We start from the raw sequence: 2,890 nt of genomic DNA on the forward strand, positions 1-2,890 counted from the left end.
TGGCTGGCGGTTTCTACAGTGCCGGGCTGCAGTTCGTGACGGGGCACTGTGAATCCAGGCGCCTGGGCCTTGTGCTGGGGGTGTTTGGCGCTGGTGTGACCGGCGCCGGATTCAACTACTACCTGGTGCCACTGTTCCACGAGGCCTTTTCCTGGCACGGGGTTCCGCTGGCCTATCTGATCGTGCTGGTGCTGGTGCTTGCGCTGCTGTTGATGCTCACCGACCCGGAAGACGCCGAGGCGGACCCCAACGCCGAAACGTCAGTCCGGGTGCTGCTACACCGAATGCAGACGAGGCGGGCCGGCCAGCTTTGTGGCTATTTTGGCGTTGTCGCCGGCAGCTTCTTCGCGTTGGCCTTGTGGCTGCCGGACTACCTGTCTTCACAGTTCGATCTGTCAGTGGATTCCGGAGCGCGGCTGGCGCAATGGTTTGTGATTCCCGGGGCCCTGGCCCAGATTGTGGGAGGCGGATTTGCCGATCGGTTCGGCAGTGCAAGGGTTGTCAGCCGAGCACTGATGGTCTGTCTGATGGCGCTGTTTGTTTTGTCCTACCCACCCATGACCCTGTTTATCCAGGGCGTTGACGCCACTATCCGGGTTGAATTTGCCCTGCCCATGCAACTGGAGGGTGTGTTTGTCGTCACGCTCGGGCTGGCCATGGGCTGCACCATGGGTAGCCTCCAGCGGCTGGTTATTGTGGAAAATCGTTCGGTGGCGGCCTTTGTTGCCGGGTTGCTGCTGGTGAGCGCCTGTTCCGTAGCCTTTGTGCTGCCGGTGATTTTCAGCAGCGTTAACCACTGGCTGGGTATCCGCAGTGCGGTCTTCATGATTCTCTTCCTGCTGCTTGTGGGCTGTCTTTTCCTGTTTGCCCGGGAAAGTCGCCGGCACGAGCGTGAACACCTACTCCACCCGGGGATATAAGCCGCCTACCACCAGGGTGGTAGAAGCGGGTTATGAGGTAGTAACCACGCAGATTTTGCGGTTTTTCTCACACACAATGGTCTCAAATCGGAGAAACGATCCGGCAGACGGAGAGAGAGACCATGAGTCATTTGATCGATAAACTGAATTACTTCAGGAAGAAGCGCGAGCCGTTCGCCAACGGCCATGGCGAAACCCACGAAGTCAGTCGCGAGTGGGAAGACAGCTACCGCCAGCGCTGGCAGCACGACAAGATCGTGCGTTCCACCCACGGCGTAAACTGCACCGGCTCCTGCAGCTGGAAGATTTACGTCAAGAACGGCCTGGTTACCTGGGAAACCCAGCAAACCGATTACCCCCGTACCCGTCCGGATCTGCCCAACCACGAGCCACGCGGCTGCCCCCGTGGTGCCAGCTATTCCTGGTACATGTACAGCGCCAACCGCCTCAAATACCCTCTGATGCGCAAGCATCTGATGAAGCTTTGGCGTGCCGCGCGCATGCAGTTCAATGATCCGGTGGAGGCCTGGGCTTCTATCGTGGAAGACCCCAAGAAAACCGCTGAGTACAAGCCCCGCCGTGGCATGGGCGGGTTCGTGCGCTCAAGCTGGGATGAAGTCAACGAGCTGATTGGCGCCTCCAACGTTTACACCGCCAAAAAGCATGGCCCAGACCGCATCATCGGCTTCTCGCCGATTCCTGCCATGTCCATGGTCTCCTACGCAGCCGGCAGCCGTTACCTGTCCATGATCGGTGGCGTCTGCATGAGCTTCTACGACTGGTACTGCGACCTGCCGCCGGCCTCCCCGCAAACCTGGGGTGAGCAGACCGACGTGCCTGAATCCGCAGACTGGTACAACTCCGGCTATATCATTGCCTGGGGCTCCAACGTACCCCAGACCCGTACCCCGGACGCCCACTTCTTTACCGAAGTTCGCTACAAGGGCACCAAGACCGTCGCCATTACTCCGGATTACGCCGAAGTCTCCAAGCTGTCCGACGAGTGGATGAACCCCAAGCAGGGCACCGATGCCGCTCTGGGCATGGCCATGGGCCACGTGATCCTGAAAGAGTTCCACGTCGACAACCCCAGTGAGTACTTCACCGACTACGTGCGTCGCTACACCGACATGCCTTACCTGGTCATGCTGGAAGAGAAGGATGACGGCAGCTTCGTGCCGGGCCGCTTCCTGCGCGCCAGTGACCTGGTGGACGGGCTGGGTGAAGAAAACAACCCCGAGTGGAAAACCATCGCGATCGATGAGGCCTCCGGTGAGCTGACGGCGCCCAATGGTTCCATTGGCTACCGCTGGGGCGAAAAGGGCAAGTGGAACCTGAAGCAAACCGCCAAGGGCTCCGACGTCAACCTGCAGCTGTCCATGGTCGAGAAGCACGATGAAGTTGTGGACGTCGCCTTCCCGTACTTCGGTGGTATCGAGCACGACCACTTCAAGCACGTGGAAATCAAGGACATCCTCAAGCACAAGCTGGGTACCCGCAAGGTGCAGCTGGCGGACGGCTCCGAAGGGCGCGTGGTCACCGTTTACGACCTGATGGTGGCCAACTACGGCATCAGCCGTGGCCTGGGCGAGGACGACGGTGCTACCTCCTACGACGAAGTGAAGCCCTATACCCCGGCCTGGCAGGAAAAGATCACCGGCGTCCCCGCCGACAAAGTGATCCGCATTGCCCGTGAGTTTGCCGACAACGCCGACAAGACCAAGGGCCGTTCCATGGTCATCGTGGGTGCCGGTATGAACCACTGGTACCACATGGACATGAACTACCGCGGCCTGATCAACATGCTGATCATGTGTGGCTGTATCGGCCAGAGCGGTGGCGGTTGGGCTCACTATGTAGGCCAGGAAAAGCTGCGTCCGCAGACCGGCTGGCAGCCCCTGGCCTTTGGTCTGGACTGGCAGCGTCCGCCCCGGCATATGAACTCCACCTCCTTCTTCTACGCCCACTCC

General features: G+C 60.0%; 2 protein-coding genes. Both read left to right on the plus strand.

Translation table 11 applies throughout. The annotated features are described in order from the left end of the window. A partial coding sequence (locus tag B2W52_RS18655) for an MFS transporter (protein ID WP_286803883.1) occupies nucleotides 1-920 on the plus strand: 920 nt, incomplete at its 5' end. A gap of 122 nt (nucleotides 921-1,042) precedes the next feature. Then, a partial coding sequence (locus tag B2W52_RS18660) for a nitrate reductase subunit alpha (RefSeq protein WP_286803884.1) occupies nucleotides 1,043-2,890 on the plus strand: 1,848 nt, incomplete at its 3' end.

The sequence above is a fragment of the Marinobacter sp. UBA2498 genome, assembly GCF_002341575.1.
GTDB lineage: Bacteria > Pseudomonadota > Gammaproteobacteria > Pseudomonadales > Oleiphilaceae > Marinobacter > Marinobacter manganoxydans.